The 24,687-nt window shown below is 45.9% G+C and carries 22 protein-coding genes and 1 riboswitch; of the genes, 6 read left to right on the top strand and 16 right to left on the bottom strand.

Annotated features, from left to right (window positions below):
- The first annotated feature begins 496 nt into the window (after positions 1–496).
- Positions 497–952 (top strand): RNA recognition motif domain-containing protein, encoded by a 456-nt coding sequence (locus AACQ75_RS07525; protein ID WP_017044858.1) that lies wholly within the window; start codon positions 497–499, stop codon positions 950–952.
- On the opposite strand, the gene murI is transcribed toward AACQ75_RS07525, so the two are convergent.
- The 3 genes from murI to AACQ75_RS07510 are packed head-to-tail and all read right to left on the bottom strand — an operon-like array spanning position 915 to position 4,313.
- Positions 915–1,718: a glutamate racemase gene (gene murI, locus AACQ75_RS07520; protein WP_170889777.1), complete on the bottom strand. Its 804-nt coding sequence runs from the start codon at positions 1,716–1,718 to the stop codon at positions 915–917. The two genes, AACQ75_RS07525 and murI, sit on opposite strands and share 38 nt — an antisense overlap.
- A 30-nt stretch (positions 1,719–1,748) precedes the next feature.
- Positions 1,749–2,438, bottom strand: a complete 690-nt coding sequence (locus tag AACQ75_RS07515; RefSeq protein ID WP_049785465.1) for an ATPase — start codon at positions 2,436–2,438, stop codon at positions 1,749–1,751.
- 45 nt (positions 2,439–2,483) lie between these two features.
- Positions 2,484–4,313, bottom strand: a complete 1,830-nt coding sequence (locus AACQ75_RS07510; RefSeq protein ID WP_115339436.1) for a TonB-dependent receptor domain-containing protein — start codon at positions 4,311–4,313, stop codon at positions 2,484–2,486.
- Between the two features lie 47 nt (positions 4,314–4,360).
- Positions 4,361–4,556, bottom strand: a riboswitch (cobalamin riboswitch).
- 160 nt (positions 4,557–4,716) lie between these two features.
- Between AACQ75_RS07510 and trmA the strand changes: the two genes are divergently transcribed.
- Positions 4,717–5,826, top strand: coding sequence for a tRNA (uridine(54)-C5)-methyltransferase TrmA (trmA, locus tag AACQ75_RS07505; protein WP_170889775.1), 1,110 nt, complete (start codon positions 4,717–4,719; stop codon positions 5,824–5,826).
- A 39-nt stretch (positions 5,827–5,865) separates the two neighbouring features.
- On the opposite strand, the gene AACQ75_RS07500 is transcribed toward trmA, so the two are convergent.
- Positions 5,866–6,057, bottom strand: a complete 192-nt coding sequence (locus AACQ75_RS07500; protein ID WP_088731382.1) for a hypothetical protein — start codon at positions 6,055–6,057, stop codon at positions 5,866–5,868.
- 453 nt (positions 6,058–6,510) lie between these two features.
- Between AACQ75_RS07500 and AACQ75_RS07495 the strand changes: the two genes are divergently transcribed.
- The gene (locus tag AACQ75_RS07495; RefSeq protein WP_170889773.1) at positions 6,511–9,612 is read left to right on the top strand and encodes a beta-galactosidase; all 3,102 of its coding nucleotides are present in this window, start codon (positions 6,511–6,513) and stop codon (positions 9,610–9,612) included.
- A 159-nt stretch (positions 9,613–9,771) separates the two neighbouring features.
- Here the strand turns inward: AACQ75_RS07495 and AACQ75_RS07485 are convergent, their stop codons facing one another.
- On the bottom strand, positions 9,772–10,149 hold the full coding sequence (locus AACQ75_RS07485; RefSeq protein WP_170889771.1) for a YijD family membrane protein: 378 nt from the start codon (positions 10,147–10,149) through the stop codon (positions 9,772–9,774).
- On the bottom strand, positions 10,149–10,790 hold the full coding sequence (fabR, locus tag AACQ75_RS07480) for an HTH-type transcriptional repressor FabR (RefSeq protein ID WP_017048583.1): 642 nt from the start codon (positions 10,788–10,790) through the stop codon (positions 10,149–10,151). The genes AACQ75_RS07485 and fabR overlap by 1 nt, the downstream gene beginning before the upstream one ends.
- Positions 10,791–11,076: 286 nt before the next feature.
- On the opposite strand from fabR, the gene sthA reads away from it, so the two are divergent.
- Positions 11,077–12,477: a Si-specific NAD(P)(+) transhydrogenase gene (gene sthA / locus AACQ75_RS07475; protein WP_017048582.1), complete on the top strand. Its 1,401-nt coding sequence runs from the start codon at positions 11,077–11,079 to the stop codon at positions 12,475–12,477.
- A 103-nt stretch (positions 12,478–12,580) separates the two neighbouring features.
- On the opposite strand, the gene dinF is transcribed toward sthA, so the two are convergent.
- The 3 genes from dinF to lexA form a co-directional block, all read right to left on the bottom strand.
- On the bottom strand, positions 12,581–13,924 hold the full coding sequence (dinF, locus tag AACQ75_RS07470) for an MATE family efflux transporter DinF (RefSeq protein WP_170889769.1): 1,344 nt from the start codon (positions 13,922–13,924) through the stop codon (positions 12,581–12,583).
- Positions 13,925–13,986: 62 nt separating this feature from the next.
- Positions 13,987–14,805, bottom strand: a complete 819-nt coding sequence (locus AACQ75_RS07465) for a class I SAM-dependent methyltransferase (RefSeq protein WP_017048580.1) — start codon at positions 14,803–14,805, stop codon at positions 13,987–13,989.
- Between the two features lie 94 nt (positions 14,806–14,899).
- Positions 14,900–15,523, bottom strand: coding sequence for a transcriptional repressor LexA (lexA, locus tag AACQ75_RS07460; RefSeq protein WP_026028591.1), 624 nt, complete (start codon positions 15,521–15,523; stop codon positions 14,900–14,902).
- 319 nt (positions 15,524–15,842) lie between these two features.
- Here lexA and plsB point away from each other — a divergent pair, with 319 nt between their 5' ends.
- Complete coding sequence (gene plsB, locus AACQ75_RS07455) at positions 15,843–18,266, top strand: glycerol-3-phosphate 1-O-acyltransferase PlsB (protein WP_013855485.1); 2,424 nt, start codon at positions 15,843–15,845, stop codon at positions 18,264–18,266.
- Between the two features lie 81 nt (positions 18,267–18,347).
- Here plsB and ubiA read toward each other — a convergent pair whose 3' ends face one another.
- Positions 18,348–19,202, bottom strand: a complete 855-nt coding sequence (gene ubiA, locus AACQ75_RS07450; RefSeq protein WP_170889767.1) for a 4-hydroxybenzoate octaprenyltransferase — start codon at positions 19,200–19,202, stop codon at positions 18,348–18,350.
- Complete coding sequence (locus AACQ75_RS07445) at positions 19,199–19,753, bottom strand: chorismate lyase (protein WP_170889765.1); 555 nt, start codon at positions 19,751–19,753, stop codon at positions 19,199–19,201. The genes ubiA and AACQ75_RS07445 overlap by 4 nt, the downstream gene beginning before the upstream one ends.
- Before the next feature lie 236 nt (positions 19,754–19,989).
- On the opposite strand from AACQ75_RS07445, the gene AACQ75_RS07440 reads away from it, so the two are divergent.
- Positions 19,990–20,397 (top strand): flagellar basal body-associated protein FliL, encoded by a 408-nt coding sequence (locus tag AACQ75_RS07440; RefSeq protein ID WP_013855488.1) that lies wholly within the window; start codon positions 19,990–19,992, stop codon positions 20,395–20,397.
- 32 nt (positions 20,398–20,429) lie between these two features.
- Here the strand turns inward: AACQ75_RS07440 and glpG are convergent, their stop codons facing one another.
- The 5 genes from glpG to ftsE all read right to left on the bottom strand — a co-directional run bounded on the left by glpG (position 20,430) and on the right by ftsE (position 24,653).
- On the bottom strand, positions 20,430–21,263 hold the full coding sequence (gene glpG, locus AACQ75_RS07435) for a rhomboid family intramembrane serine protease GlpG (protein WP_047690446.1): 834 nt from the start codon (positions 21,261–21,263) through the stop codon (positions 20,430–20,432).
- Positions 21,264–21,271: 8 nt separating this feature from the next.
- Positions 21,272–21,592 (bottom strand): thiosulfate sulfurtransferase GlpE, encoded by a 321-nt coding sequence (gene glpE, locus AACQ75_RS07430; protein WP_010316900.1) that lies wholly within the window; start codon positions 21,590–21,592, stop codon positions 21,272–21,274.
- 395 nt (positions 21,593–21,987) lie between these two features.
- Positions 21,988–22,845, bottom strand: a complete 858-nt coding sequence (rpoH, locus tag AACQ75_RS07425; protein ID WP_013855491.1) for an RNA polymerase sigma factor RpoH — start codon at positions 22,843–22,845, stop codon at positions 21,988–21,990.
- A gap of 175 nt (positions 22,846–23,020) precedes the next feature.
- The gene (gene ftsX / locus AACQ75_RS07420; RefSeq protein WP_170889763.1) at positions 23,021–23,989 is read right to left on the bottom strand and encodes a permease-like cell division protein FtsX; all 969 of its coding nucleotides are present in this window, start codon (positions 23,987–23,989) and stop codon (positions 23,021–23,023) included.
- Positions 23,979–24,653, bottom strand: a complete 675-nt coding sequence (ftsE, locus tag AACQ75_RS07415) for a cell division ATP-binding protein FtsE (RefSeq protein ID WP_010316903.1) — start codon at positions 24,651–24,653, stop codon at positions 23,979–23,981. The genes ftsX and ftsE overlap by 11 nt, the downstream gene beginning before the upstream one ends.
- Between the last annotated feature and the right edge of the window lie 34 nt (positions 24,654–24,687).

Raw genomic sequence — 24,687 nt, 5'->3', positions numbered from 1 at the left:
AATTGACTGTGCCAAAATCAAGTAAACTTGATTCTGATTGGTCACTCAGTTCATTGATAAATCTTTTTTGATTATCATCAACGAGTGCCCACACAGATTGATAGGTTTATATTGTTAAAGAGCGTTCCTGTCGAACAAGACCGTTAAGTCCGTGTCGCTAGGGGTGCGAATAATACGCTTTAGGTTTTAAGAGTCAAGAGTTATTTTTAACTATCTTTCTCTTTCAACTAGTAACTCGTTTGTGAGGGTTGCCTCACTCCGTGTCAGTGAGGCGGCATTATAGGGGGGTTTTACAATGTGACAAGTTCTTTTTTAAAATCATCTTTCATTCGCTTAAAAAGCCACCAATGTCGCGTTTTATTGAATAAAACTTCAACATTTGAAGGTTATCACAGCAATTGGTTGGAAAAACACCAAGCATAAACGTAAGATTGATGTGTCTATTTTGTTAATCCTAGACATCCTTCTTCTTTTACTTGATATGTAGTATTCCAATATGAACTCTAATAAATCGATTTTACTGGTTGCATCTCTTGCAATAATAGGCGCAATCCTTTTTTCTCTGGTCGCGCTTTCTCCCGCAATTACTTTTGTTCTTGGTGTTGTCTCTTCCGCTCTTGTTTTTAAATTTTTTGGCAGCAAAACGCTAACCGATGATGAGGAGTCAAAACTCTCAACGAAAACACTGTATGTCGGTAACTTGCCATACAAAGCGAATGAAGCTCATGTTCGTGAACTTTTTGCCAAATATGGAGAAGTCTTTGCCGTACGTTTGATGAAAGATAAGCGAACGGGCAAAAGGCGTGGATTTGGCTTTGTTGTGATGGCTTCTGCAAATGTAGATGGCGCTATTTCAGCTTTGAATGAGAAAGACTATATGCAGCGTACATTGAAAGTACGTGTGGCGAATGATCCTAAACATCCTGATGACGATATGTTTGAACAGGAGTAAAACCTAAGTGAGCTAATCGGCTATTGAGCGCGCTTTCTTCCCAAGGAGGTGCGCTTGATAATACCCTGTGTTGTTTGATTTTGCATTGTGGCTCGCTTTTCACGCCCAATAGCTCTTGCACGCGGCGAGCAATAGCTTCTCCGGAATCAACTAGCACGACATTCTTCCCTAATACGGCTTGGATCTCTTCTTTCATTAATGGGAAGTGTGTACAGCCAAGGACCGCCACATCAATACGGTTCACCAAAGGGCTAAGAATCTCTTTTAATTCTGCAAGATCGACAGCTTTGCCCCTCAATTTTTCTTCTGCCATATCTACTAAGCGTGTTGACCCTAGCAATTCAACATTCTTGTCAGATGAGAAATCTCGAATCAAATCGTGAGTGTATTGACGAGTGATAGTCGCTGGGGTAGCAATGAGTCCCACGGCTTTATTTGCCAGTGACGAGGCCGGTTTAATCGCAGGGACAACCCCCACAACTGGTACAGCAAGACAAGAACGCAGCTTGGGTAAGACGATGGTGCTTGCGGTATTACAAGCAATAACGACCAAATCAATGCGCTCTTTCACAACGACATCGCTTACCAACCTAACCACACGCTTAATTAACACCTCTTGATTGAGCTCTCCATAAGGATAAGCTTCATTGTCAAACAGGTAGATGTAGTTTAATTGTGGTAGTTTGGCTTGGACCTCTTGATAAACCGATAACCCACCAACACCAGAGTCAAAGATAAGCACATTAAGCTGAGACGGTTGCGACACTCTGAGCACCTTATAATGAAAACGTTCCGATCATACTCGCTCTTTATCAATTGGCAATGCTCTTGCTCGGTATCTTTGGTGACAAAAACGTTCCCCCAGTTGGAGATGCGTCAACTCTAACTCCAGTGTTCCACCCAAAAAACAGGGCGCGTCGGTGACCAGTGTATGAAACTCGCCATTTTCGCCACACGGGTCAACCTTTGCTGGTAAAGAATCAATAAACGCTCGTCCATAAGGTTGTCCACAATAGTCTGGCGTGAGGCTGTGACCATCTGTCGTCATCACCATGGTTTGGATGCCGCGATTTATGATCTCTCGCGCAAGAGCGCTACTATCTTCGCCTAACAAGGGCAACACACACTCCCAGCCAGCCGGTTCAATATAGCTTTTGCGATACTGCGCAATACCGTTACAGAACATATCGCCAAAAGCAACGGCGTCTATCTCTAATCCACTTTGTTTTAATGCGCTGATGATGGTCGATTGATAAAGCTCGTTACTTGGAAATACGGCAGGCAGCTCTATTTTGACAACGGGTAATTTTAAAAGTCGTGCTTGTAGCTCAATTACATACAAAGGGGTGGCTTGAAAGGGCACTTCATCTTCAACATAAGTGGTAAAAATGCCCACCACACAATAACGGCTATCTTCCAGTAATCGCTCTAAAGTGAGGGTTGAATCTTTTCCACTAGACCAACTGACAATAACGTTCTTTTTCATCATCACACTCGCAAAGTAAAAACCGCCCACTGGCGGTTTCAAAAATTAGAATTGATAAGCAACGTTGAGGTAATAAGCTCGCTCTGGCGCTTTGTAACCAATCGCCGTTTCATACTGCTCGTTAAATACGTTATCGATTCGACTGCGAACAATCAGATCATCATTCATCCAGTAGCCAACCGACATATCCCATAAGTTGGTTGCGGAAATGTAGTCGTCACTCATGGGCGATGCTGTTGGAAGATCAAGCCGTTTGCCTGTGTAAGTATAGGTAGCGTTAAACTCAAACTTACCGAGATTCATTGAGCTGATCCATTTATAATTTTGCTTTGCACGACGTGCCAGTTGGACATCGTTATCATCTTTGTGATCTTTAAACTCAGCCACAACCGTATGGTTAACAGGCCCAGTATCAAAGTTCACATCAAACTCTAAGCCTTTAATCCGAGCATCAGTGTTGTCTGAATACCAGTCACCTGAAGAAGAGGCTGGTTTATACCAAATGATGAGGTTATCCACTTTGTTGTCATAAGCCGACAGATTCCATCTTGCAAACGAATAGACACCCGAGATACCGAGCTCTACATTTTTTGACTCTTCCGGTTGCAAGTCTGGAGTAGTGCTTAAATCTGAATACGTTGGTGCCTTAAAAGCAGTACCGTAAGTAGCGCGCACAAAATGAGCTTCGTTAAGTTGATACCCAGCCGCCACAGACCAAGTTGTATAATTGTCATACTGATCGTATTCGTCATAGCGAATATTGGATTCCAACACCCAGCGATTGACATATAACCGACCAGAAGCGAACGCACCTTTGGTATCTCGGCTTTCACCCGCTAATTTATGAGCACTGCCACGATTTTTCGCGTCATCGGCAAGGCGTTCACGGCGAGCATCAATACCTGCACCGATTTCCGATGTTGATGTCAGTTGGTAGAGATTGGCCCACTGCAGCTGCGTAAGACTGATATTGGCCTTAGTGCTGGCATTTGCCCGACCTTCCGCCAGTGAATAATCTAAGTTCTCAGTTTGCTGGTAGTTCAAACTGACCAAGCTTTTTAACTGTTCATTGTGATAATTCAGTTGGCCAGTAACGCTTTCATTTTGTGAGTAACCCTGTTTAACCGAACCATAAGAGTCATATTGAGCATCACTGTCAAACCAGCTTGCAGAAACATAGCCAAGCCAATGCTTACTTAATTGATGCTCATAACCAGCTATCAGGTTTTGGCTATCAAAACCATATTGGGGACCGTTTCCCGTCTTTTTAATATCATAGCCATCGGTTTGTTCAAAACCTGCCGCTACTTGGATATGCCCTTGTTCGTTCACATCCGCTTTAGCCACTATATCGGCTTTTTTAGACGCAAGGCTGCCAATGCCCAGCGCTAATTGTTTAGCATCATCGCCTCGGTGAGAGCGAGTGATAATATTGATCACACCGCCAATCGCATCAGAACCATAAACTGACGCACTCGGACCACGAATAACCTCTAGGCGTTCCACTAAACCAATCGGAAAACGATTAATCGCCACACCACCTGCAGATGAATTGATACGAATACCATCCACCAATACCAACACATGATCACTGTTCGTTCCGCGCATAAAAATAGACGCATTGTGTCCTCGCCCACCATTTTGGGCGATTTCCACGCCGGGGACTCGGCGTAATACTTCGGTTAATGAGTTGGCTTGATACTGTTCGATCTCTTCACGTGACACAACGGTTACTGAAGAAAGAACTGAGGATTCGATTTGCTCGAAACGGTTAGCCGTCACCACGAGCGACTCTTCAGTGTTTTGAGCATAAGAAGAAAATGAGGCATACGGAAGCAGCGATGCTACAGCCGCCGCTAAAAGGGATTTATTCATATTGTGATCCTAATTCGCGTAAGTCCTACCAAATCAACCAAACGGTGGCATAGATTTGGCTGCTGGCAGGTATTCGGACTCGAGAGCTCTTGACCTACTAACCCGACTTCCCACAGCATTTTCCTGCAGTGTCATATTAGGTGTTCGTTCTCTCTTACCGCTGCGCGTCAGTTCTGGATTCACACCAGATTCCCTTTTCGGCCATCTATACCGCTAGATAGCACCAGCTGAGGGCGATACTATGGCTCTATTGATAATTTGTCTAGTACTGATTGGTGTCAGCTATTTTTGTTAGCTCGCAATTAATGACTAATTCAGGACAAAACTGGACAAGCGCGAGGGATTGAATAAAATCTGCGCTCTTTATTATTTGAATGCACCATACCCAAGCAAAGGTAATACCATGGCGACTCTTGATGTAAACCCACAACACTACCAGCAACAGTTGGCGGAAAAGACCGAGCGTCTGACCCAAATGTTCGCACAATACAACATGCCTCAGTTGGAAGTGTTTGAATCACCAGAGCAGCATTACCGTATGCGTGCAGAATTTCGAGTTTGGCACGAAGGTGATGAGCTTTATTACATCATGTTCAACCAAGAAACGCGTGAAAAATACCGCGTTGACCAGTTTCCTGCGGCCAGTCGTTTAATTAATGATTTGATGCCACTTTTGGTCGATGCACTTAAAGGCAGCGACCCACTGCGTCGTAAACTTTTCCAAGTGGATTTTCTCTCCACTCTTAGTGGTGAAGTACTGGTTTCTCTGCTTTATCATCGCCAACTCGATGAAGAATGGATAACCCAAGCAAAAGCATTAAAACAGCGTCTCAATGATGAGGGATTCAACCTCAATTTGATTGGCCGTGCACGTAAAATGAAAGTCGTGCTCGATCGAGATTTTGTGATTGAGAAACTGAACGTACATGGTCAAAGTTACATTTATCAACAAGTGGAAAACAGTTTTACTCAACCAAACGGTACTGTTGCGCAAAAAATGTTGGAATGGGCCGTTGACTGCACGCAAGAGAGCCAAGGCGATTTATTGGAGCTCTACTGTGGGAATGGTAACTTTTCACTGGCATTGGCGAAAAATTTCGAGCGAGTGCTCGCAACCGAATTAGCCAAACCTTCTGTTGATTCCGCGCAATACAACATTGCGGCGAATAAAATAGACAATGTGCAAATCATCCGCATGTCTGCCGAAGAGTTTACTCAAGCGATGGAAGGTCAACGTGAGTTTCGTCGTTTACAACAAGCGGGAGTTGATCTCAAAAGCTATCGTTGCAACACCATTTTTGTTGACCCACCGCGCTCGGGTATGGATATCGATACCTGTAAAATGGTGCAAGGCTACGAGCGGATTGTGTATATCTCCTGCAACCCAGAAACCTTAAAAGAGAATTTAGACACTCTATGTGAAACACACAAAGTGACTCGTTTCGCTCTATTCGACCAATTTCCTTACACCCACCACATGGAAGCAGGTGTGATGCTGGAGAAAATTAAATAAGACTTTTAATCGGTATTTAAATTTCGATTTAATCGGCTTTCACGCATTCGTACTGACAACATTACCTATCATGCTGCTCGCTCTGACTAACGGTTTAATCAGAGCGGGCGATGCAGAGCCCATACGATAACCGTTGAGATCACCGCTTACCTTCTGCCCCCAATGCAGAATCTCTGCATACTCACCCAATTCTACAATCAGTAGAACCTGCGCACCGGTTAATTCAATCAATGGTTATCTGTCATTTTGTCTGACTTTGAAGCAGGAAATCACATCGCATCACAATGAATAGAACAAAATAATCGGTGAGCCAAACTAAATGCATGGGAACGTTTACAGATTGATTTTGATATAAACATCAGATCCAAAGCCAATCTCATCAAGGAAAGTTCATCACTCGCCGTTAAAACTGCTTAAAAACACATTCAAGAGAGGATGATCACACGAAAGAAGAATAAATCCGTTATTACTATGAAAATGTAAACTCCACAATGGAAACGTTTCCACATTTTATTTACACTGAGTAGCAAGCTAGGACTCAAAAAATAAAACGATTAGCTACTTTATGTATGGCACTGTTTTTGGCCGCGTTAGCGTCGATTACTAGAGCAAAAAAGTCATCCATTACGGTATTCACTACCGTAGCGCAACACGGTTAGAAACAAAAAATCAAGTAGGAAAACCATGAAGGCATTTTCAGATATTCTCCAACGACGTGACTGGGAAACCCCACAATCAGTGAATATTCACTGCTTAAAAGCACACAGCCCACTTTCCAGTTACCGAGATATTGACCATGCCCGTGACGGCGTTTACGCCCAACGTCAATCGCTGAATGGCCAATGGAAATTCAAAGTGTTCGACTCGCCCGAACAAGTCGAAGGCGAGTTTATTCAAACCAAATTCAATGATACGAACTGGGATGAAATAACGGTTCCTTCCAACTGGCAGCTACAAGGCTACGACAAACCAATTTACACCAACGTAAAATACCCTTTTGAAGTAAACCCTCCATTCGTGCCCGCCGAAAACCCGACAGGTTGTTACCGCACTACGATTTCCCGCTCAGAAGCCGATCTTGCCAATACCCAGCGCATCATCTTCGATGGTGTGAACTCAGCATTCCACCTATGGTGCAACGGCACTTGGGTGGGATACAGCCAAGATAGCCGCTTGCCTTCCGAATTCGACTTATCGCCCTACCTAGTGGCTGGCGAGAATACACTTGCCGTGATGGTGATGCGTTGGTGTGATGGCAGCTACCTAGAAGACCAAGACATGTGGTGGCTAAGTGGTATTTTCCGCGACGTAACTTTGCTTTCTAAACCGCAACACTGCATTGAAGATGTATTCGTCACGCCAGATTTGGATGCGTGTTATCGCGATGGTTCACTATCAATCGTGACGCACATTTCAGCGCCAGATTGTTACCAAGTGCAAGTGCAGCTCTTTGATGGTGAATGCGCGGTGACTGAGCCGCGAATTGATCGCCCGCACAACCGCCGTATTGACGAGCGAGGCACATACGATGACGTGGTATTTCAAACATTGCATGTGCGTGAGCCAAACAAATGGAGCGCAGAAACCCCCAATCTATACCGCCTAGTCATTTCCCTATTAGATGAAAACGGCATGCATCTAGAGAGTGAAGCCTATCATGTGGGCTTTCGCAAAGTGGAAATCACTGATGGTCAGTTGAAACTCAACGGCAAGCCTTTGCTGATCCGTGGCGTTAATCGTCATGAGCATCATCCAGAGCTTGGGCATGTGATGACAGAAGAAGACATGATCCGCGACATCTGTTTGATGAAGCAATACAATTTCAACGCGGTACGTACAGCGCACTACCCAAATCACCCTCGTTGGTACGAACTGTGTGACCAATACGGCTTGTACGTGTGCGATGAAGCGAACATCGAAACCCATGGCATGCAGCCGATGAATCGCCTTTCGAGCAATCCACAATGGGCGCACGCATACATGAGCCGCTACACCCAAATGGTGATGCGCGATAAAAACCATCCTTCTATCATCATCTGGTCTTTGGGTAACGAGTCTGGCCACGGCAGCAACCACAATGCGATGTACGCTTGGTCGAAAAACTACGATCCGTCGCGCCCTGTTCAATATGAAGGTGGCGGTGCCAATACCGCTGCAACCGACATTATTGCGCCTATGTACGCCCGAGTGAATACAACGATTGCAGATGAAGCAGTACCAAAATGGCCAATCAAAAAATGGATTTCTCTACCCAACGAAACTCGCCCACTGATCTTATGTGAATACGCCCACGCAATGGGTAACAGTTTGGGGAGTTTTAATGAATATTGGGATGCATTCCGCGAGTTTCCTCGCCTTCAAGGCGGCTTTATCTGGGATTGGGTAGACCAAGGCTTGAGCCAATGGGATGAGAACGGCCAACACTTCTGGGCTTACGGTGGCGATTTTGGCGATAAAATCAATGACCGCCAGTTCTGCATTAACGGGTTGATCTTCCCAGATCGCACTGTGCATCCAACATTGGAAGAAGCCAAATACTGCCAGCGTATGATTCGCGTGTCGCTGCAAGAACAAGTGAAAGGATTCTGTCATCTATTAGTAACTAACGAAAACCTATTTCGTGCAACGGACAACGAGCAATTGAACTGGTCACTTTTGGAAGATGGCAAATTGGTTCAATCTGGCTCAGTGGTGCTAAACATCAAAGCCGATAGCCAAGCAACCGTAGAGATTGCTTTTGAATTTACACCTAAAGCAGAAGCGCGATACCACTTGAATACTGACATCACCTTAGTGGCTGAAACACTTTGGGCACCCGCGGGACATGTAAGCGCTTCTGAGCAATTTGCGCTACGCAATACCTCAGGTCTCGCCATGCCTAAATTGGAAACGCAACCAGCCCCAGCGATAAGCCAGCAAAAAGGCATGATCGTAGTCACCAGCCTAGATGAGAAACATCAATGGTGCTGGGATAGTCAAACAGGCTTGATGATTGATTGGCAAGTCGATGGCAAAGCGCAAATGCTGGCGGCACCGCAAGATAACTTCTTCCGTGCGCCACTGGATAACGATATTGGTGTGAGTGAAGTGGATAACGTAGATCCAAACGCTTGGGTATGTCGTTGGGATATGGCTGGTATTGGCCAATGGAAACGCGAATGTGTCAGTTGCCATAGCGACATGTTGGCGCATGCCGTACAAGTAACATCAACTTTCGCTTACCAATTCAACGGTGCCGTGCAAGCCATCACCACTTGGACGCATACGCTGAAAAACAGTGGCGAAATGCAGCTGACCGTTGATGTGACACTTGCCGATGATCTACCACCCATGCCACGTATCGGCTTGGAGCTGCAATTGCCATTGCATGAGCAGGGTACACCAATTACTTGGCAAGGTTTAGGTCCGTTTGAGAACTACCCAGACCGCCTATCTGCAGCACGTTTTGGCTTGCACACGCAAACGCTAGAAGAGATGCACACTCCGTACATTTTCCCAACAGACAGTGGATTACGTTGTGGTACTCAATGGCTGCAAGTGAACGAACTGGCGATATCTGGCGATTTCCAATTTAGTGTCAGTCAATATGCTCAACAGACGCTGGCAAAAGCAAAACACACCTGTGATTTAATGGCAGAAAAAACCATTTATGTGCGCCTAGACCATCAGCACATGGGCGTGGGTGGTGATGATTCTTGGAGCCCTAGTGTGCACAAAGAATTCCAGCTAACTGGCAACAATTACGTTTACCGAATATCGTTCAAAGCAATTTCGCATCGTATTTAAAAACGCACCGATAACGGCTATCGCCACTTACAACGATTACGTGGCAGCGGGATGCATGACGCTACGACAAGAAAACGGCGTCCACATCCCTGTGATATGTCTTTGATAGGCTTCGATGAAGGTCACATCGCACGCTATATCTACCCAGCCATTGATGACTTAGTCGGTGCGATGGCGACCAAGAAAACCCAATTTTCTTCCAACCCAGAGTAGCAACAACAGCAATACGAGAATGGCGAAAAAGTTAGAACCAGAATCTGGATATTGTGCTTTGATAAATGCCGAATGACCAAAAGCACCGACAAAGAAACAGGCAAGCGCTACCAATGGAAGATCTTCCGCCACCGGATGGCGCAAATATTCTTGATACAACGCCTGCACAGAAAGCACTAATGCAATCAATGGGAAAATGGAGAACGGAACTTGGCTAATGCTTACCCAAGACAACAAGGCATCGCCGCACATACCTGCGATGAGCGCTAGCACAAGTGTTTTTCTTTCCGAACCACGATGGGTTGTGTTGTTTTCATTCGACATTACTCTATCCCCCCTTTGAGCCGATTACGTTCACGTTCTTTGCGATACCAAAATGCCCCTTTGGCTAGCATTCGCAACTGCATGATCAAACGTTCAGCAAGCTCATCTCGCTCACGTCGATCTAAATCTAAAGCTTCAGCGCCGGAGCTGAACACCAAAATAACGGAAGCTTCGGCCTGAGTTAATGCCTCGTCACGGCCCATGCCTGTCGTCATCAAATACTCGGTAAGCTCTGCGGAAAAGTGCTGTATTTCTCGCACTACCGCGGCACGAAACTCGCAAGAAGTACCTGAGCGTTCTCGCAGTAATAAGCGAAACACATTGGGACTACTTTCAATAAATTCCATGAAGGTTTCAACCGACGTGCGAATCACACTGCCTTCTTTGACAATACGCTGCCGTGCTTGGCGCATCAATTGGCGCAGCAGTAAACCGCCTTCATCAACCATGGTTAAACCCAACTCATCCATATCTTTAAAATGTCGATAGAATGAGGTGGGCGCAATCCCCGCCTCGCGGGCCACTTCTCGTAAACTTAAGTTAGAAAAACTCCGATCGGCACTTAATTGGCTAAATGCTGCATCAATCAATGAACGACGTGTTTTTTCTTTTTGTAATGCGCGAATTCCCATCGATTTCATATTAAGTCGCTTCTCTTTTACTATCTGAGCCATACTATAACGTGATTGAGTACGTTGTCTAAGCCACAACATCGCCTCTTTGGACAAAGTGACCAATTAAACAGTCACCTAACCTAATTTCAATCACTCGCCACAGTAAGATGGGCAAAGCAATAGCATAAAGTGGCATTTTCACCTCTCGAGCGTGATCCTCTCCACTCTCTGATGGCAACATCGTTTACCGCACTGATGGATCAGTTAAAATCTCGCTACAGCAATGTTAAACAAATACAACAAGGAATAGAGTATGGCGAACCAAAACCACTTCGATGTCATCGTAATTGGTAGCGGCCCAGGCGGAGAAGGCGCCGCAATGGGTTTGACTAAAGCGGGGTTTAATGTCGCCATTATCGAAAAAGAGAGTAGTGTTGGCGGAGGTTGTACCCATTGGGGCACCATTCCCTCCAAGGCGTTACGCCATGCGGTCAGCCGCATCATCGAATTCAACAGTAACCCTCTATTTTGTAAAAACAACACCAGTATTCATCTCACTTTCTCTGATATTTTAGGCCATGCTAAATCTGTGATTGATAAACAGACGCGCTTGCGCCAAGGCTTTTACGATCGCAATCAGTGTACGCTGATTTTTGGTAACGCTAAGTTTACCCACAAAAACACCGTGGCGGTTACGCACGCTGACGGCAGCATCGAAAAATACAGCGCCGACAAATTTGTGATTGCGACTGGCTCACGCCCTTATCAACCTGATGATGTTGATTTTACTCATGAACGAGTTTATGACAGCGATTCGATTCTCTCGCTTAAACACGATCCTCGCCACATCATCATTTATGGCGCAGGCGTCATTGGTTGCGAATACGCTTCGATTTTCCGCGGATTAGGGGTCAAAACCGACCTCATCAATACCCGTGACCGCTTGCTGTCGTTTCTGGATAACGAAACGTCTGATGCACTCTCGTACCATTTTTGGAACAGCGGCATTGTGATTCGTAATGATGAAACCCATGAAAAGATTGAAGGCACTGACGATGGTGTGATCGTTCACTTGCAATCGGGCAAAAAAATGAAAGCCGACTGTATCTTGTACGCCAATGGACGCACGGGCAACACTGACAAATTGAACCTCAAAGCGGTGGGCCTGAATGCCGACTCACGTGGCCAACTGGCCGTCAATCGTAACTATCAAACCTCGGTGGAGCACATCTACGCAGTCGGTGATGTAATTGGCTACCCAAGCCTGGCGAGCGCAGCCTATGATCAAGGTCGATTTGTCGCTCAAGCGATTGCTCATGGTCAAGCGCAAGGGCACTTAATTGATGACATTCCAACTGGGATTTACACCATTCCTGAAATCAGTTCAGTGGGCAAAACAGAGCAAGAACTCACCGCGGCCAAAATTCCGTATGAAGTTGGCCGCTCTTCGTTTAAACACCTCGCACGAGCACAAATTTCTGGCAAAGATATCGGCAGCTTGAAAATTTTGTTTCACCGAGAGACAAAAGAAATTTTAGGTATTCATGTGTTTGGAGAACGCGCGGCTGAAATCATCCATATCGGACAGGCAATTATGGAGCAAAAAGGCGAAGCCAATACCCTCGAATATTTCGTCAATACCACCTTCAATTATCCAACCATGGCCGAAGCCTACCGCGTGGCGGCGTTAAATGGCCTGAATCGATTGTTCTAATCATCGACCTAATTCTGCCTGCTAATAGAATGAAAGCCGCTAACGAGTGCGGCTTTCTTTTTGGTAACCTAGTAAGTGAAATACTTAGGGATAGATTCGGTGATCAAGTGAGAAAAACACCGCGTCGCCATTGTGAGATAAAGACCACACCTAAACTGATGCCGCGCATCGCCATAAAGCTGATCATCGCCATCCACAGGGCGTGATTACCCAAAGACTGAGCCAGATAGAAAACGCTGAAAAAACTGCACATCGCGACAAACATGCTGTTGCGCATCTCTTTACCTTTGGTCGCGCCGATAAAAATACCATCCAATAAAAAACACCACATCGCGGTTAACGGCATCGCCACCAGCCACGGTAGATAACGGTTAGCCGCTTGCTGAACTGCGTTAATGTTAGTGATCAGCGTGATCAACGCCGATCCCCACACCGCAAACATCACCGTTAACGCTAAACAGATTAGCGCACTCCAGAAAAAACTGCCGATCAGAGCACTTTTGAGCTGCGCCTCACTTTTTGCACCAATCGCTTTGCCAACCATGGCCTCCATCGCATAGGCAAAGCCATCCATGCCATAAGAGATCATCATCAAAAAACTCATTAAGACAGCGTTAGCCGCCACAGTTTGATCGCCAAAAGCCGCCCCTTGAAAGGTCATAAAGCTAAACGCCGCCTGCAAACAGAGTGAACGCAGGAAAATATCGCGATTCAATTTCACAAAGCGGCTAAGACCTTGTGTCACTAAAACACCTAGCTGCAGTGGCGAAGGGAGTTGATGCCGCAACCAATAGCGCCAAACACACAGTAAGCCAAAGCTCATGCCCGCATAATCGGCGATAACCGATGCCAGCGCAGCACCTTCCACTTTCCAGCCGAAACCCAACACAAACAGAATATCCAACGCGATGTTGGTTAAGTTAGTGATGATTACCATCCACATTGGCGCTTTGGCATTTTGCGTGGCTAACAGCCAGCCGAGCAGTACAAAGTTGGCCAATGCGGCGGGCGCACTCCACGCTCGAATCACAAAATACTGCAACCCATATTGCTTTACTTGCTCACTGGCACTGCTGGCTGAAAAAATCGCATCGCCAATCCATCGATGCAGAATCAAAAACAACAACGCAAATGCCAGTGCCATCAAGAGCCCTTGCAACAAGACTAACGCCAGTTTTTGTGGCGATTGTTCACCGTATGCTTGCGCCGCAAGGCCTGTGGTCGACATTCTTAAAAAGCCGAGTAACCAGAAAGTGACACTGACTACCGTACCGCCGAGTGCCACACCACCTAAATACCAAGCGTGTTCCAGATGACCGATCACCGCCGCATCAACTAAACCTAACAGCGGTACAGTAATATTGGACAGCACCATAGGTATCGCCAGTAGCAACACTTGTCGATGTACGGAACGGTTCGATAACGTTTGTAAAATAGATTGCAACACGTTGACCTCTCATGGGTGAGAGCAAAGTGTAGCGGAGTGATAGGAGGACGGCTAGCGGTTACTCACCAACGGACATAAACTAAAACGGGTGTTAAGCGCAGCTTGTAAACCATCACCTTACTTAACCAACGTTGCCATAATTTCCAGCGGCCACAATGTTGATCGAGCGGTGAAAACGTTTTTGCCGACGAAGCCCAAGGCAAGACATTGAGTACCGCTTCGGTTGGATTAGCAAAACCATGTCCATAATGGCCTGAGCCCATTTTCTGACCTAAAGCGGAAGCAGTTTTGTCTCCAGCCAGCATTAAACAAGCCGCCGCATTAGAAAAATGCAAACCCAATGCGCGGATAAAATAGGTGAGTTGCTGCGCCGTACAATCTAATAACGCATGCTCACAAACGATTAAAACGGCTGAGGATTCCGCAATAGGCAATGCATCCAACCACTGAAGATCATCGACACTGCCACACACATGTTGATAACGCTCACTGCGATGAAACAATTTCTGCCGCCACAGCAGGTTTTCGGTGATATCGAGTTCTATCCAATGGCAACGCCCGTTATCTACCCGATAAAAACGGGTATCTAACCCTGCACCGACATTAATGATCCATCCATCAGGGTTGCGCTCAATAAACGCGCGCACTTGTTGATCGCACAATTGCGTTAAGGTGGCATGCAGTAATTGTTTTTGATCGATATCACCGCTTAAACATTCGGGGGCTAAGTGACAGCTCTGGCAGGCTTTTGCAGCGATCGGATCATACACTAACCCGTTATCAACCAAACTTTCGCGGCTACGAAACCACAACGGTTGAACTAAATTGGTTGGAATATGATGACGTGGGGTTAGTGAATGTTTATCGGTAGGCATTACCATCTTCCTTATGTCGCAACTCGATGTAACAACAAAGAAGATGATAATGAATATCAGTTAGAATAACAAGTTATTGAGAATGGATCTCAATAATAAATCACATCCAATCGGTATTGCGAATAATACCGACGGCCACACCTTCAATGGTGAGCTGCTGAGATTTAAGATCCACTTCAATCGGTGAGAACGCTTCATTCTCTGCATGCAATAACACGGTAGAGCCTTTGCGTTCTAGACGTTTTACCGTCACATCATCTTCAACACGCGCCACCACCACTTGCCCATTACGCACATCTTGTGTTTTGTGCACCGCGAGTAAGTCACCGTCCATAATGCCAATATCTTTCATACTTTCGCCTTGCACACGCAGTAAGAAATCCGCTTGAGGGCGAAACATATTGGGATCCACTTGGTAATGCGCTTCGACATGCTCTTGCGCCAAAATAGGCTCTCCCGCCGCGACTCGACCAATTAAAGGCAGGCCAAGATCTTCTGGCTCATTGGCAGCTTCAAGTAAGATACGCAACCCACGAGAGGCACCCGGAATAATTTCAATCGCTTGTTTACGAGCCAGTGCTTTTAAATGCTCTTCTGCGGCATTGGCGGAACGAAAACCCAGCTCGCGTGCGATTTCAGCGCGAGTCGGTGGCATTCCGGTTTCGTCGATCTTACTGCGGATAAGATCAAATACTTGTTGCTGGCGGGGCGTTAACGGCTTCATATCTCACCTGTCTGTTTATACAGTTAACTGTGAGTATATCCAGTAATCGAATAAATGGAAGAGCGGACGCTTATTTTTTGGCTATTTACAAAAAATGCCGCAATCGATCGATAAATACCTCACCGATTCACTCACCGCGCTCGCAAGTGATGCTGTTTTACTAAACAATAATGATTAAAAGGTTTGACCAGTTTCTGGTATCCTTGCGGCTCAAAAATAGCTAGCCGCTTCGGCGCATATCGATTTCTCTGAGTATCAACTCACAGGGAAATGGACATGCGCTTAAGCATATTGAAATATTCTTGAGGCGACGACCTTTATGTCTTCTGGACACTCATTATCTCGTTCACTACTAAAATTACCTTTGTCTGCGTTGGTCAAAGGCACGGCGATCCCTTCTAATCCAATAGAAGACCACGGCATTGATATTCACAAGCCGATTGTTTACGCCTTACCTTTTCGCTCAAGTGTTGATTTGCTCACCTTGCAAACTCACGCCAAAGAACTGGGTTTACCTGATCCGCTGCAACCACTTGAGCTAAACGGCAAAAGTTTTGCCCGTTATGTTTTCATCTCGGCGCGCCCAACCTTGATGCGCAATGATCAGCACGTTCCTAGTGACTCTATCGCTCTTTTTTCTGAACTGCTTGAGCTACATAAGTTTGATACGGAATTGGACGTTCAAATGATCCCAGCGACGGTGCTTTGGGGACGTAAACCAGGTAAAGAGGGGCAAGAGAAACCCTATCTCCAAGCCTTAAATGGCCCACAAAAAGCACTCGCGGTAATTTTTGCTGGACGCGATTGCATGGTGCGCTTTAGCCCCGTCGTTTCACTGCGCTATATGGCTGATTCACACGGCACCGACGAATCTATCGCGCATAAATTGGCACGAGTGGCTCGTATTCATTTCTCTCGCCAAAAGCTGGCAGCTTCTGGGCCAAATTTGCCCAATCGCCAAGCGCTGTTTAACCGCCTAATTAAATCACAAGCGATTGAAAAAGCGATTGAAGATCAAGCGAAAGCCAACAATATCTCCCTCGAAAAAGCGCGCAAAGAAGCGCATGACATCATGGATGAGATTGCCGCTGATTTCTCTTACTCCTTAATCAAGAAAGGAGAGCGCATACTGGGCTGGTTATGGAACCGCATTTACCAAGGGCTTAATATAAATAATGCCGCCACCGTGCGTCGCCTTGCGCAAGATGGACACGAGATTGTCTATGTCCCTTGCCACCGCAGCCATATGGATTATCTCTTACTTTCTTATGTGCTGTATCGCGAAGGTATGGTGCCACCGCATATTGCTGCCGGAATCAACTTGAATTTTTTCCCAGCAGGTCCGATTTTCCGCCGTGGCGGCGCATTCTTCATTCGTCGCAGCTTTAAAGGCAATAAGCTCTATTCGACCATTTTCCGCGAATATCTGGCCGAGCTATTTGCCAAAGGATATTCAGTTGAATATTTCAGCGAAGGTGGCCGTTCACGCACTGGCCGTTTACTGCCAGCGAAAACAGGCATGCTGGCGATGACCATCCAAGCCATGTTGCGCGGCCTTAACCGCCCGGTGACCCTCGTGCCGGTTTATATCGGTTATGAACACGTGATGGAAGTAAGCACTTACGCCAAAGAGCTACGCGGCAAAAGTAAAGAGAAAGAAAATGCGGGTTTAGTGCTGCGCACGATTCGCAAGCTGCGTAATTTTGGCCAAGGCTATGTCAATTTCGGCGAACCGATCCCACTGAATCAATACCTTAACGAGCAAGTTCCAGAATGGACGCAAGATATTGACCCAATGGGCAGCACCAAACCGCAGTGGATCAACCCTATTGTTAACCAACTGGCCACCAAGATGATGACGCACATTAACGATGCAGCGGCGGCCAATGCCTTAACTTTGTGTGCCACCGCGTTACTTGCTTCACGCCAAAGCGCACTGGCTCGTGACAATTTGGTTAAGCAAATCGACTGCTATTTATCGCTACTAAATAACGTGCGCTACTCAGCAACCTGCACTGTGCCTAAAGCCAGTGCGGAAGAACTGGTTAACCATGCACAGTCGCTCGACAAGTTTGTAATTGAATCCGATACCATGGGTGAGATTATTTCTCTTGACCGCAATCAGTCGATTTTGATGACCTACTATCGCAATAACATCATTCATCTGTTTGCCATTCCCTCACTGATTGCGCAGATGTTGATCCGCCAGCAAACGCTATCACTAGAGCAGATAACCGCCAATGTGGCACTGATTTATCCCTTCTTAAAGCAGGAGCTGTTTTTAAGCTTTGCGCAAGATGAACTCGCAGATGTAGTCAACGCTTACGTTAACGAACTGCAACGTCAACAATTAGTGACGCTAGAAGAGGGTGTCGTGGCCATTAACCAAGCCAAAACACAAGTGTTGATGCTGCTCGGTCGTACCATTTCAGAAACCCTACAACGCTACGCGATTGCTCTCAATCTACTGGTTGCCAACCCTGAAGTGGGCAAATCTGATTTAGAGCAAAAAAGCCAAGAAATTGCACAACGTCTTGGCCGTTTGCATGGCATCAATGCCCCTGAGTTTTTTGATAAAGGGGTATTCTCCGCCATGTTTGTCACGCTCAAAGAGCAGGGCTATTTGGATGTTGATGGCAATTGCCATTTAGAACCAACCGTTCAACTAGCACGCCTACTTTACTCGATGCTCTATCCTGAAATTCGCTTAACCATTCAAGAAAGTCTCTGCCAAGCGAACTAATCGGTCGTAAGAAACAGTAAAGGCATCCCAATGGATGCCTTTACTTTATTCGTGAAGTACTTACAAAAACTAGTGAACTACTTACCAAAACGCAAAAAGCAGGCCCAACGTTAACACCATGCCAACGTGATTATTATTGAGAAAAGCGTGGAAGCATAAATCACGATCACGATGACGAATTAAACGCTGCTGATAAACAAACAGAGCCGCTGCAGCCAATACTGACCAATAAAAACTCGCCCCTAACTGATAATAACCACCAAGTGCGATCATCAACGCCAGTACCAATAACTGTAAAATGCCGATGATGATTTTATCAAAACGACCAAATAAAATAGCGGTCGATTTGACTCCGATATTGATATCGTCATCACGATCAACCATCGCATACTGCGTATCATACGCCACTGTCCACAACGCATTGATCAAAAATAGCCCCCACATCACCGCTGGCAATTCGTTGGCTTGCGCCGCCCATGCCATCGGAATAGACCAACTAAAGGCCAGCCCTAATACCAACTGCGGAAGGTGTGTATAACGTTTCATGAACGGATAAACAAACGCTAATGCGATACCGACAAAGGAGAGCTGAACCGTGAGTGGATTCATGGTCAAAACCAGCAGGAAAGAAGTGATACCTAGCGTTAAAAACAGCGCAATCGCCTCTTTGGTTGTCACTCGACCTGCTGGCAAGGGGCGCTGTTTAGTTCGCTTCACATGCCCATCAACGTTGCGATCGGCAAAATCATTGATCACGCAACCCGCCGAGCGCATCAACAGCACTCCTAACACAAACACCAGTAGCACTTTAGGATCAGGGAACCCTTGCGCGGCTAAAATCAATGCCCATAAGGTTGGCCACAGCAATAGTAAAGATCCAATGGGGCGATCCATGCGCATCAGTTGCCAATAAGCACGCGCCTTAACCAAAGTCATGACACTCTCTCCTTAGAGTAAATCGGTGAAAAGGGTAAAAACAGCTCCGCAACTAACATCGGTTTATTATTCATCCATAATCGTGAACGGCGTGCAAGCAACGGCCCCTCTTCCATCATTGCCCAGCCCACTTGTAGTGCGTCACGCTTAACGTGCTCAGCACGAAAAACCGTTAACCCAAGCGGGATATCACCTTGGCGCGCTAAGTCATATTGCTGACCCAGCATCGAAGATTGAGGAATTAAAGTACGGCCTAAAATCCATGGCTGTTGATCACCACGCAGCACAACCTGGCGTAACAAACAGGCTTCATCAGATAACAGAGCCATCTCATCACCCTGTAATTTTTCTGCCTCAACGAGCTTATTGTGCAGTAGTTCAACGCTCAGTTGCTGACACTGCGCCTCTAACACGCGAGATAATGATCCTTGCTCTAAAAGCCAAGACTGAGAAACCTGATCAGGAAAAGAAAAAACGTCAGGTTGTTGCCAAATTACTTCTCGCAAAGCAGACAGATAGAGCGAAATTGATTGATTCATACTAGTATTCAATTAGTGGCTTTATCAACATACAATAAAGGTCCATTTTTGGTTAACACAACCATAAAAAGCGCTCACTCACAGAATCCCTCGGTTGGAGGTTAAAAACCCGCTTGTAAAAACGGGAAGCGACAACTGCGGTATATTCCAAACAACGAGATAAGCATTTTGATTACAATCCGATGCTCTATTGTAACAAGACTCAAGCGATTCGAGTATCGTGAACCAACTAAAGAAAAGATAGAAATATGCTTAAACGTTATGTAGCCCAAATAATTATCGCTCTAAGCTTGTTTTGTGCGTTACCAAGTTATGCACAAGATGAAAAAGCGCCTAGGCTGGCGTACTTTACCTTAGAGCCGGATCTCACCACCAACTTTTTCACTAAAGGAAATAAGTTAGGTTACATCCAAGTTCGTATCGACGTGATGGTATCCAGCGACGCCGATTTACCCGCCGTTGAACGGCACCAACCACTGATTCGTGATGCCATCGTCGAGCTACTCGGTAAACAGACCGAAGAGACGATAAAATCACTCGCAGGTCGGGAAGATTTAAGAAAAACGTTGGTCACAGAGCTCAACGCGGTGTTACTGCCTGAAATAGGCCGAACCATTATTGCTGACCTACTGTTTACTAAATACATCTATCAATAGAGCAGCAATTGTCGCTCTATTGATGTTTTTGCTTAACGAGTTCGATGACGGCTGGCGTCATTTAATCCAAAGGCGATTCCTGCAAATAGACCCGCTAAATGCGCGCTGTTGGCAATCGCCATAAAGGGTTGTACAAACCCGAGCACCAACCACACCAGCATAAAACCGATCACCGGTTTGGGCATTTGCAAGCCAAGATGAGGGGCTTTCCAACCAAGCATCCATAGATAACCGACCAACGCATAGACCACACCCGATAAACCACCAAAATTGGCTCCTTCAACCCAGTACTGAGCCGCACCGGACAACAGTGCTGACACTAAAAATAGCTGTCCAAGTTTGAATGAGCCAAGCCGTTTTTCAACATCGCCCCCCAACTGCCACCACCATAACAAGTTAAAGACGATGTGCAGCACAGAGAAATGAAGTAAAGCATGACTAAACCAGCGCCAAATCTGCCATTGCTGCCCAGCCAAAGCAGGAAAATGTAATGCGGAAAATACTTGATTGGCTAGCCCAAACTGCTGCAATGCAAAGATAATGGCGCATACCATCATCACGCCCAGTGTTAAAGGCCCAGCTTTGGCTTTGAGCATCGCCAACATGCTCGGTGAACGATATTGAAAGTGACTTTTGCGGCTTTCGGCCACATCCCATGAAGCGGCTTGATACTTTCTGTCATTTGGATTGTGCAGAAAATGGTTGAGTTCCGCTTCGGCTTCAATCTGATGTTGCTCATCAAGTAACCATAACGCAAATTGACCACTCCCTTCCGGCATCATTTGAATCTCAATTTCACGAGAGGCCATGTAATCAATAAAGGCTTGCGCCATTCTTGGGTTATTGAGCGTGATCAGTCTTAACATAAGTCATCCTAATTGCTGGTTACGGGCAAGCCTGCACGATGCCAAGCTTCGAATCCACCATCCACACTATACACCTGTTCAAAACCTTGGTTAATCAGATACTGTGCAGCACCTTGGCTGCTAATACCGTGATAACACATCACTAAAATGGGTTGGTCAAATTCGCTTTTTTCCATAAATGAAACCATGCTGTCGTTGGTTAAGTGGAATGCGCCATTTGCATGTGCAACCGCAAAAGATTGCGCATCACGAATATCCACTAATTGCGCATCATGTTGTTCCATTAAAGCTTGTGCTGCTTGAGCATTGATATGTTGAAACTGATCCATCGCTTCCTCTGATTGGTTTTATTTTTAGCGTTTGATTGTAACCTATCCCAAGGCAATCAAGTACACGGCCTTTATAAGGTTATCCACCACTGATCACTTTTTCGCCGTTTGTGGATAATCTTGTGGATTGCGTTGATAAAGTAGTAAATGAGAAATAGATCCACAACATGTAGTGATGATCCTGACTTTTCTGTGTGTAACACAATACATATCCCCAAATATAAAACGGTGTTCAAGCCTTGATTTAACCGACTTGATGACAGCTCACGAATAATTTTGTCACAGAGTTATCCACAATCAGCGCGCTGGAAATTTGATCACTTAAAGTGATCAAAAATAAAAAAACCGAGATCGTAAGATCTCGGTTTTTAATGCGCTTCACAATGAGTCAGTGATTAGAACTCGCCGACAGCATCCTTTAGCTTCTTCATTGCATTTTTTTCTAGCTGACGAATACGCTCAGCTGAGACACCATATTCTTCCGCTAACTCTTGTAGCGTAGCTTTTTGATCATCCAACCAACGAGAGCGCACAATATGTTTACTGCGTTCATCTAAGCTAGCCAACGCCAAGCTTAAACGATTGTTGGTGTGATGTTCCCAATTCGCCGCTTCAATGTTATCCGCAAGATCCGAATGCTTATCTTCGAGATAAAGCACAGGTGCCGTGTAAGAAGAGCTCGAATCATCGTCTTCCGCCGACATTTCAAAGGTGGCATCTTGCGCGGCTAAGCGTGATTCCATTTCTCGCACTTCAGCCGGGTCAACGCCCAACTCACGAGCAACCGCTTCCACTTCACCGCTATTAAACCAGCCTAAACGCTTTTTCGATTTGCGTAGGTTGAAGAATAGCTTACGTTGCGCTTTCGTGGTCGCTATTTTTACAATGCGCCAGTTGCGTAACACGTATTCGTGAATTTCAGCTTTGATCCAGTGCACAGCAAAGGAAACCAGTCTCACCCCAACTTCTGGGTTGAAACGCTTCACCGCTTTCATTAAGCCAATATTGCCTTCCTGAACTAAATCCGCCATGGGCAGGCCATAACCAGAATAGCCACGAGCAACGTGAACAACGAATCGAAGGTGCGATAAGATCAACCCTTTCGCCGCTTCAATTTCACCTTTGTAATGTAATCGCTCTGCGAGTGACCGCTCTTCTTCCGCGCTCAGCATTGGGTAGCTGTTCACTGAACGAATGTAGCTGTCTAAGCTGTCTTGTGAAACGAGAGCCATTTGATACGTTTGGTTTGTCATTCAATTCCTCATCAATTTCTGATCTGGAGTAATGGATGTTTTTAACCCGACAATCTTGAACCTAAAATGAACAAGATTCAAGCAAGGGGAAACTATTATGCATAAACAAGTCGCCTATACAAGTGCTGTGGCTAAAGCTAGCCAACAGTTATTGCCTACATATGACAATATTCAACTAAACTGGTTCAATTTCTTTTAAATGACGCTGCGCAGATACTTTTGCCGCTACGCATCCTAAGAAAGTACCGAGCATCAACAGCAGTAAGGATTCATCCCAACTTAGGCCAATAAGACGAAAACGGCTGTCATACAGTAGGGCAAGATCTTCAACGGCACCGTTCAATAAAATAGTCACAAAAGCGGTTAACAGCCAAGCGGCGAATGCGCCCAACAAGCCAAACCACATGCCAGCATAGAGATAAGGGCGCAAAATGTAGCGATCGGTGGCACCGATCAATTTCATGGTTTGGATCTCTTCTTTATTGGCTTGTACGTTAAAGCGCAAGGTGTTGCCCACAATCAGAAATACAGCGCCCAACATCAATACCGATAAACTCGCGACAATGATCGCCGCTAAAGTTCGAATGGCGTTTAACCTAGCAAGCCAATCTTCATCCAAGCGTACATCCGTGACGTCTTGTTCTGCTTGTATTTTTTTCGCCAGCGCTTTGATTTGCTCTTGCTGCTCAACCTGCGGGGTAACAATAAGCACGCCAGGTAAAGCGTAATCATCCAATAAACTAATGGCTTGTTCAAACCCGGCGTATTGACTCAGGTCATCCAATCCTTGCTGCGGTGAGATGTACTCCACGCTGGCGACATCGGCCAAACTTTCTAGCTCATCTTTCAACACCATAATTCGTGCTTCAGGTGTGCGCTCATGTAGATAGACACTGATCTGAGCAGGGTTGGTGACATTATTGGCTACAGACGCGATATTTTTGCTCAGCAGGTACATACAGGCTGGCATCGCAAGCGCCATCGAAATAACGGCGAGCGTTAAAATATTGCCGAGTGGGCGTGACCATAAACTTGAAAATGAGGCCTTGGCCTGCTTAAAGTGGATGGCTAAAAAACTATCGGTTTTGGCCCGTTTCGGTTCACGTGCTTTCGCGTTCCTTTTATTCGACGACTTAACGGCCATAGTCTTCTACCTCGCTTAAAAAACCTTGGTTAAGTTCTAAATGACGATATTGAGGACGCGTGTTGACTAAGCTGATGTCGTGCGTCGCAAGCAAAATAGAGACTCCGGCACGGTTAAACTCTTCAAACAGTTTGAGTACGCGGTTAGAAAGCTCTGGGTCTAAGTTACCCGTAGGCTCATCGGCCAGCAGTAAGGTAGGTCGGTTCACGACCGCTCTTGCGATACCCACTCGTTGCTGCTCACCTCCAGAAAGTTGGCTCGGTAAACAGCGTGCTTTGTCTAATAGATCAGTTTTATCCAGCGCGGCTGAGACGCGACGCTTAATTTCATTTTCTGAAATCGATTCAATGCGCATTGGCAATGCCACATTGTCGTAAACCGTTCTGTCCATCAGCAGGCGATGATCTTGAAACACAATGCCGATGTTGCGGCGTAAAAAGGGAATATCTTGATTGGGAATACGCGTAATATCGTGACCGTTAAAGCTGATGCGCCCATCGGTTGGACGCTCAATCGCACAGATTAACTTCAACAAGGTGCTTTTACCGGCTCCGGAGTGCCCACCCAAAAACGCCATTTCTCCTCGGCGTAGGTGAAAGTCGACCTTTTGCAGCGCCTGACGGCCTCCGCGATACGCTTTGCTGACTTGTTGAAACTTAATCACTCGCTATTCCTCTCACCAGTCTCCATTGGATGAT

The organism is Vibrio sp. B1-2 (assembly GCF_963888445.1).
Taxonomy (GTDB): domain Bacteria; phylum Pseudomonadota; class Gammaproteobacteria; order Enterobacterales; family Vibrionaceae; genus Vibrio; species Vibrio anguillarum.
The sequence above is the reverse complement of the archived record's forward strand: the minus strand, read 5'-3'. Positions and strand labels throughout refer to the sequence as shown.

Excerpts from the sequence above, each read along its gene's own strand:
- AACQ75_RS07485 (WP_170889771.1), bottom strand. The coding sequence starts at position 10,149 with ATGTCGAATGAAAACAACACAACCCATCGTGGTTCGGAAAGAAAAACA.
- ftsX (WP_170889763.1), bottom strand. The coding sequence starts at position 23,989 with ATGGCCGTTAAGTCGTCGAATAAAAGGAACGCGAAAGCACGTGAACCG.
- plsB (WP_013855485.1), top strand. The coding sequence starts at position 15,843 with ATGTCTTCTGGACACTCATTATCTCGTTCACTACTAAAATTACCTTTG.
- AACQ75_RS07495 (WP_170889773.1), top strand. The coding sequence starts at position 6,511 with ATGAAGGCATTTTCAGATATTCTCCAACGACGTGACTGGGAAACCCCA.
- rpoH (WP_013855491.1), bottom strand. The coding sequence starts at position 22,845 with ATGACAAACCAAACGTATCAAATGGCTCTCGTTTCACAAGACAGCTTA.
- AACQ75_RS07510 (WP_115339436.1), bottom strand. The coding sequence starts at position 4,313 with ATGAATAAATCCCTTTTAGCGGCGGCTGTAGCATCGCTGCTTCCGTAT.
- AACQ75_RS07440 (WP_013855488.1), top strand. The coding sequence starts at position 19,990 with ATGCTTAAACGTTATGTAGCCCAAATAATTATCGCTCTAAGCTTGTTT.
- ubiA (WP_170889767.1), bottom strand. The coding sequence starts at position 19,202 with ATGACTTTGGTTAAGGCGCGTGCTTATTGGCAACTGATGCGCATGGAT.
- glpG (WP_047690446.1), bottom strand. The coding sequence starts at position 21,263 with ATGTTAAGACTGATCACGCTCAATAACCCAAGAATGGCGCAAGCCTTT.
- fabR (WP_017048583.1), bottom strand. The coding sequence starts at position 10,790 with ATGAAATCGATGGGAATTCGCGCATTACAAAAAGAAAAAACACGTCGT.
- AACQ75_RS07465 (WP_017048580.1), bottom strand. The coding sequence starts at position 14,805 with ATGGTAATGCCTACCGATAAACATTCACTAACCCCACGTCATCATATT.
- sthA (WP_017048582.1), top strand. The coding sequence starts at position 11,077 with ATGGCGAACCAAAACCACTTCGATGTCATCGTAATTGGTAGCGGCCCA.
- trmA (WP_170889775.1), top strand. The coding sequence starts at position 4,717 with ATGGCGACTCTTGATGTAAACCCACAACACTACCAGCAACAGTTGGCG.
- glpE (WP_010316900.1), bottom strand. The coding sequence starts at position 21,592 with ATGGATCAGTTTCAACATATCAATGCTCAAGCAGCACAAGCTTTAATG.
- lexA (WP_026028591.1), bottom strand. The coding sequence starts at position 15,523 with ATGAAGCCGTTAACGCCCCGCCAGCAACAAGTATTTGATCTTATCCGC.
- AACQ75_RS07515 (WP_049785465.1), bottom strand. The coding sequence starts at position 2,438 with ATGAAAAAGAACGTTATTGTCAGTTGGTCTAGTGGAAAAGATTCAACC.
- AACQ75_RS07525 (WP_017044858.1), top strand. The coding sequence starts at position 497 with ATGAACTCTAATAAATCGATTTTACTGGTTGCATCTCTTGCAATAATA.